This window comes from Pseudomonas donghuensis, assembly GCF_000259195.1.
GTDB classification, from domain to species: domain Bacteria; phylum Pseudomonadota; class Gammaproteobacteria; order Pseudomonadales; family Pseudomonadaceae; genus Aquipseudomonas; species Aquipseudomonas donghuensis.
Map to the genome: position 1 here is coordinate 1 of NZ_JH650796.1, position 6,352 is coordinate 6,352.

6 protein-coding genes are annotated in these 6,352 nt (G+C 64.7%); 4 read left to right on the forward strand and 2 right to left on the reverse strand.

The window, feature by feature from the left end:
* The 4 genes from UW3_RS0126175 to UW3_RS0126190 form a co-directional block, all read left to right on the forward strand.
* Positions 1-1,023: polyamine ABC transporter substrate-binding protein (locus UW3_RS0126175; protein WP_010227101.1), on the forward strand; the 1,023-nt coding region annotated here is incomplete at its 5' end.
* Positions 1,024-1,054: 31 nt separating this feature from the next.
* The gene (locus UW3_RS0126180) at positions 1,055-2,473 is read left to right on the forward strand and encodes an aminotransferase (protein WP_010227103.1); all 1,419 of its coding nucleotides are present in this window, start codon (positions 1,055-1,057) and stop codon (positions 2,471-2,473) included.
* A 134-nt stretch (positions 2,474-2,607) separates the two neighbouring features.
* The gene (locus UW3_RS0126185) at positions 2,608-3,429 is read left to right on the forward strand and encodes a LuxR family transcriptional regulator (RefSeq protein ID WP_010227104.1); all 822 of its coding nucleotides are present in this window, start codon (positions 2,608-2,610) and stop codon (positions 3,427-3,429) included.
* Between the two features lie 23 nt (positions 3,430-3,452).
* Complete coding sequence (locus tag UW3_RS0126190; protein WP_010227105.1) at positions 3,453-4,208, forward strand: phytanoyl-CoA dioxygenase family protein; 756 nt, start codon at positions 3,453-3,455, stop codon at positions 4,206-4,208.
* 3 nt (positions 4,209-4,211) lie between these two features.
* Here UW3_RS0126190 and UW3_RS0126195 read toward each other — a convergent pair whose 3' ends face one another.
* Positions 4,212-5,108 carry a universal stress protein gene (locus tag UW3_RS0126195; RefSeq protein ID WP_010227106.1) on the reverse strand — a complete coding sequence of 299 codons (897 nt, stop codon included), beginning with the start codon at positions 5,106-5,108 and terminating at the stop codon, positions 4,212-4,214.
* A 45-nt stretch (positions 5,109-5,153) separates the two neighbouring features.
* On the reverse strand, positions 5,154-6,290 hold the full coding sequence (locus UW3_RS0126200) for an AI-2E family transporter (RefSeq protein ID WP_010227107.1): 1,137 nt from the start codon (positions 6,288-6,290) through the stop codon (positions 5,154-5,156).
* Positions 6,291-6,352: the final 62 nt, after the last annotated feature.

The window sequence follows — 6,352 nt, forward strand, 5'->3', positions numbered from 1 at the left end:
GGCAACACACTCAGGCTGTACAACTGGACGGATTACATCGGCGAAACGACCCTCGCCGACTTTGAAACAGCCACCGGCATCAAGGTGATCTACGACACCTTCGACGGCTACGAAACGGTGCAGACCAAACTGCTGACCGGGCGCTCGGGCTACGACCTGGTGGTACTCAACGCCTCCCTGGTACCGCCGCTGATCAAGGCGCAGGTGTTCCAGCCGCTGGACAAAACGCAGCTGCCAAGCTGGAGCAATCTCGACCCGCAGGTCGTGAGCAACCTGCAAGGCTACGACCCGGGCCTTGTCTACTCGGCGCCCTACACCTGGGGCAGTTCCGGGGTGACCTACAACGTCGACAAGATCAAGGCACGCATGCCCGACGCGCCCATCGGTTCGCTGGCCATGCTCTTTGACCCCAAGATTGTCTCGCGCTTTGCCGACTGCGGCGTGACCCTGATGGACGCGCCCAGCGAAGTGATCCCGCTGGCCCTCAAGTACCTGGGGCGCGACCCCAACAGCGCCACAGCCGATGACCTTGAAGCCGCCCAGGCGCTGCTGCTCGGCGTGCGGCCATTCATCAAGAAATTCGACTCGGTCAATTACCTGACCAGCCTGCCCAATGGCGATACCTGCCTGGCCCTGACCTGGTCCGGCGACTATGCCACCGCACAGGCGCGGGCAGAGGAGGCGAACAAGCCCATCAAGCTGGCGTTCTTCATCCCCCAGGAAGGCTCGCTGATCTGGTTCGACAACTTGTACCTGCCCAGCGACGCGCCGCACGTGGCCAACGCCCATCGCTTCATCGAGTTTTTGCTGCAGCCGCCGAACATCGCCAAGGTCACCAACTACATCCATTACGCCAACAGCAACGCCGCCGCCACGGCGCTGGTGCAGGCCGAGATTCGTGACGACCCGGCGATCTACCCGGACGCCGCCACCCGCCAGCGCCTGTTCGCGCAGAAGACCCAGAGCGGCAAGGACATGCGCGCCATTACCCGGGTCTGGAGCACGGTCAAGACCGGTAGCTGATTGCCATTTTCCCCTCGCCAAGGACACTGCCATGGCCACCCCAAACAAAACCTTTTCAGCACCCGCCGCCAATGATTGCCTGGTGGCGGCCGACAAAGCCCACTACATGCACGGTTACCACGTGTTCGATGAGCACGCCGAACACGGTGCGCTGAACATCGTCGAAGGCCAGGGCGCCTATATCTACGACACCGATGGCCAGCGCTTGCTCGATGCCGTCGGCGGCATGTGGTGCACCAACATCGGCCTGGGCCGTGAAGAGATGGCCCTGGCCATCGCCGACCAGGTGCGCCAGTTGGCCTATTCCAACCCGTTCTCGGACATGGCCAACAACGTCGCCATCGAACTGTGCGCAAAACTCGCCAGCCTCGCTCCGGGCGATCTCGATCACGTGTTCCTCACCACCGGCGGCTCGACGGCGGTCGATACCGCCTACCGGCTGATCCAGTACTACCAGAACTGCCGCGCCAAGCCGCACAAAAAGCACGTGATCGCCCGCTACAACGCCTATCACGGCTCCACTTGCCTGACCATGTCGATCGGCAACAAGGCCGCCGACCGCGTGCCCGAGTTCGACTATGGCCATGAGTTGATCCACCACGTCTCCAACCCCAACCCGTACCGGGCGCCGGATGGCATGGACGAGGCGGCGTTTCTCGACTTTCTGGTGGCCGAGTTCGAAGACAAGATCCTGTCCTTGGGCGCCGACAACGTCGCGGCGTTCTTTGCCGAGCCGATCATGGGCTCGGGCGGGGTGATCATCCCGCCCAAGGACTACTTCCTGCGCATGTGGCAGGTGTGCCAGTCCTACGACATCCTCTTCGTTGCCGACGAGGTGGTGACGTCCTTTGGCCGCCTGGGCAAGTTTTTTGCCTCGCAGGCGCTGTTCGGCGTGCAGCCGGACATCATCACCACCGCCAAGGGCCTGACCTCGGCCTATTTGCCGCTGGGCGCGTGCATCTTCTCCGAGCGCATCTGGAAGGTCATCGCCGAGCCGGGCAAGGGCCGCTGCTTTACCCACGGTTTTACCTACAGCGGCCACCCTGTGTGCTGCACCGCGGCGTTGAAAAACATCGAGATCATCGAGCGGGAGAACCTGTTGGCCCATGTCGATGAGGTCGGCGGCTACCTGGAGCAGCGCCTGCAGAGCCTGGCCGGGCTGCCGCTGGTGGGCGAGGTGCGCTGCATGAAGCTGATGGCCTGTGTCGAATTCGTTGCCGACAAGCGCAGCAAGGCGCTGTTTGCCGATGAGGTCAACATCGGCGAGCGCATCCACCGCCGGGCCCAGGCCAAGGGCTTGCTGGTACGGCCGATCATGCACCTGAACGTGATGTCGCCGCCGCTGATCATCACCCATGCCCAGGTGGACGAGATCGTTGAGACCTTGCGTCAGTGCATTGTCGAAACGGCAGAAGAACTGGTCAGTGAAGGCCTGTGGGAGCGGGCTTGACCCGCGATGAGGCTAGTCCATTCAATGCATCAAGTGTTGGCTGGACTACGACCGCTTCGCGCTCGATCGCGGGTCGAGCCCGCTCCCACAGGTCCGGCTACACAAACCCGCTGTGGGAGCCTAGACTGCCGGGCATGAGCCGAGCCACCGCCGACACCCCGATCTGCCTGTCTTTCTCTGCCCTGCAGCAATGGCATGCAGCGCTGCAGCACGCCTTTGCCCGCAGTCACGAGACGGACGCCCTGGCAACCCTCGCTGCCGCCCTGAGCCAGTTGGTGGCGGTCGAGTCGATGATGATCAGCCTCGAACGCCAGGGCCAGCCGCCGCAGCTGCTCTACCAGCAAGGCATTCCCGAGCGTTACCGCGATGCGATCCTCAACCGCTACTTCACCGCCGGCTACCTGCTCGACCCGTTCTGCCTGGCGGTGGAGAAGGGCCTGGCGCAAGGCTTTTACCACCTGCAGGAGATCGCACCGGACCACTTCTTCGACAGCGACTACTACAAGACCTACTACCTGGGCACGGGCTGCACCGAAGACAGCTACTACATCGTCGACATCGACCCACACAGCAAGATCTCCCTGAGCCTGTTCCAGGGCTACGGCGCCAGCCCCCTGAGCGTCGAGCAACTGCACCTGCTGCAGGCGGTGGAGCCGATGGTGCGTGAACTGATCAGCCGCTTCGCCCAGCACGGCCTTGCGCAAACCCGCGAAACGGATAGCCAGGGCAGCGTCCAGGCGGCCTTCGACAGCTTTGGCTGCCAGGTGCTGACCGAGCGCGAGCGCGAAGTGGCGCAGATGATCCTGCGCGGTCACTCGGTGAAGTCCACCGCCGGCGAAATGGGCATCTCCCCGGAAACCGTGCGCATGCACCGCAAGAACCTCTACCTTAAACTGGAGATAAACTCCCAGTCCGAGCTGTTTGCGCGCTTTATCGACTGGTTGCGCCAAGGCTGACCCTCGGCCTTGTGGAGGCCCTGATGAACCGCACTACCGCGCAGCACCTGCAGGCCTTGAGCCGCGACGGCTTCGTGGTGTTGCCGGGCGTGCTCGACAGCGCGCAGGTCAACCTGCTGCGTCACGCCATCGACCGGCTCAAAGCGTTTCACTGGGATTACAGCGGCGGCCTGATCGAGCACTACAAGTGTGTGTTCAACCGCGACCCGCTGTGGCTGGCGTTCCTCGATCTGCCCGGGGTGATCGAACTGGCCGAGGGGGCGTTGGGTGAGGATTGCCATATCATCGGCCAGACCGCCTGGCGCTGCCATCCGGGTTACCAGGGCATGCCGTTGCACCTGGACTACCTGATGATGGAGGCCGCCCCGGCGCTGATGGCCGACCCGGCCTTTGAGCTGCCGATGCAGATCTGCACCGTGCAGTTGTACCTGGATGACATCGACGCCGACCTGTGCCCGACCCGGGTGATTGCCGGGAGCCACAGGGCAGGGCGCGCGCCACGCAAGGATGAGCACAGCTGGCAGGGCCGTCCCCCGCAGCCGGTGCTGTGCCAGGCCGGCGACGCCCTGGTGTTTCGCAGCGAGCTGTGGCACGCCGGTAGCGACAACCGCAGCGCAGAGCGCAGCCGTTACATGTTGCAGGTGCACTACGGCCGACGCATGGTCGCGCAAAAATTTTCGCCCTACCTGCACTTTCAGTTCAACCCGGCGGTGCTGGCCGCCGCCACGCCGCGCCAGCGCCGCTTGCTCGGCGACCACGCCGAAGCCGAGTACGACTGAAGCTCAAGCCGCGCCGCGGATCGCCAGCACGTTGCACAAGCGCTGTTCCAGCACGTGCTCGGTGGTGCTGCCGGTCAGGCGTTCGAGCAGCTTGCGCGGGTGATTGCCCATTACCAGCACGTCGGCGCGGCTGTGGCTGACGAATTCGGCGATGCTGCGAGTAATAGGCGCCGACAGAAAGTGCTGGCGCTCAACTGGTACCGCGTGGCGCTCGGCCAAGCGCTCGAAGGCTTTGTGAATCGACTTGCGCACATCATCGCCAAAGCCCGGCATGGTCACGGTGCCAGCACCGAAGTCGGCCATGTGGGTGTGGGCGCTGTCGCACACATGCAACAGGTGCAACTCGGCGCTGCATTGGCGAGCCAGGTCGGCTGCGGCCTGGATCACGCTTTCATTGAGGTCGCTGTGCGGGTGTTCGGGGTGGGTCGGGTCGACAGCGGCGACAACGATGCGCGGCAGCGGGCAATGCACGTCGGTGACCAGGTGCACCGGGCACGGGCACTCGCGCAGCAGTTGCCAGTCCAGCGGCGCCACCACCAGGCGCTTGAGCAGGGCTTCGTGGTGTACATCCTTGATCAGCAGGTCCGGGCCGATTTCGGCCACCTGGGTCAGTACCGCTTGCAGCACGTCCCGGGCCAGGATCACGTCGGTGGTGACGCGGATGCCGTTTTCATGCAGTAAGGTGGCTTCATCGGCCAGCCACTGGCGGTTGTCCTGCATCAGCTTGTCCAGGTGCTGCTCGTCGCCGCTCATCAGGCCCAGGGTATCGACCTCGTCGATAAAGGCGCAGATATGCAAGGCGGCGCCCGTGGCGTGCGCCAGGGCGGCGGCACGTTCCAGTGCCGGGGTGTGGCGCAGGTCGCAGCCGACCATCAAGAATAGGCGTTGGTACTGGCTCATGGGCACCTCCGGTAGCGTTGTGTTGCCAGCCCCCGTGCTTGAAGTCTAGTCCATGGTGCTGCCCGAAGCGCCTGGCGGCTCCAGTGCAGGCTCCTCGGCCGGGCTGTCGGCGGCCAGCGGCTGCGCCACCCAGCTCATGAACAGCTCGTAGCCCACGGCCAGCACCACCGGGCCGATGAACAGGCCGATGATGCCGTTGGTCAGCATGCCGCCAAGCGCCCCGATCAGCACCACCGGCATCGGCACGGCAACCCCGCGGCCCAGCAGCATGGGCTTGAGGACGTTGTCGGCGAGCCCGGCAAGCAAGATCCAGATGACAAAGATCACCGTGCTGGGACTGACGCCGTCATGGGCCAGCACGTAGATCGCCACCGGCAGGGTGATCAACAACACCGGCAGCTGGGTGATGCCCAGCAGCAGCACCAGCAGGGCCAGCACCCCGGCAGCAGGAACCCCCATAATGACCAGGGCGACACCCACCAGCAGCATCTGGATGAAGGCGATGCCGACCACGCCCTGGGCTACGGCGCGGATGGTAGCGGTGCACAATGCGGCCAGTTGTTCGCCGCGCTGCGGGCCGGCGACGCGGGTGGCAATCGCCACCGCCGCGCGTTGGCCGGTTGTACCCTTGGCCATGATCAGGCCGGCGACGACCAGGGCCACAAGGAACATCAGGATGCCCGAGCCAATCCCGGCCAGTTGTGTCAGCAGGGTCTTGCTCAGGCCTTTGAGGTGCGGCGCGACCTGGGTCGCCGCCCAGCTCAGGTCACTGCTGGCATGGGCCCAAATGCCGTACAGCGGCGCGCCGATCAGCGGCCAGTCACGGACGTTGGCCGGTGGCGGCGGGATTTCGATGCGCTGGTCCTCGAAGCCGGTGATGCCTTGTTGCACGGTGTCGGCCACCGAAGCGCCCAGCAGGCTCAGCGGCCCGATCAGGCAGGCCAGGCCGATGATCACCAGGACGACGGCAGCCCAGCGCGGGCGCCCGCCGAGCCAGCCACCGAGGCGCTGACTCAGCGGATAGAGGGTGATCGCCAGGATCACCGCCCACAGCATCAGATTGAGGAACGGCTTGAAGATGTCGAAGCAGAACAGCACCAGCACGGCGATCAGCCCGGCGCGGATCAGCACGTCGAGCAGTTCCCGGGCAGTGCCCAGGTGAACCGGGCGATTGTTGGCCATGAGTGGGCCCTCGGGCAGGCGAGCGGGTTTCAGTGAACGTCCGGGCAGTGGCTGGGGGCGCC

Coding starts and splice junctions, on each gene's coding strand:
- UW3_RS0126180 (WP_010227103.1), top strand. CDS start 1,055: ATGGCCACCCCAAACAAAACCTTTTCAGCACCCGCCGCCAATGATTGC.
- UW3_RS0126185 (WP_010227104.1), top strand. CDS start 2,608: ATGAGCCGAGCCACCGCCGACACCCCGATCTGCCTGTCTTTCTCTGCC.
- UW3_RS0126190 (WP_010227105.1), top strand. CDS start 3,453: ATGAACCGCACTACCGCGCAGCACCTGCAGGCCTTGAGCCGCGACGGC.
- UW3_RS0126195 (WP_010227106.1), bottom strand. CDS start 5,108: ATGAGCCAGTACCAACGCCTATTCTTGATGGTCGGCTGCGACCTGCGC.
- UW3_RS0126200 (WP_010227107.1), bottom strand. CDS start 6,290: ATGGCCAACAATCGCCCGGTTCACCTGGGCACTGCCCGGGAACTGCTC.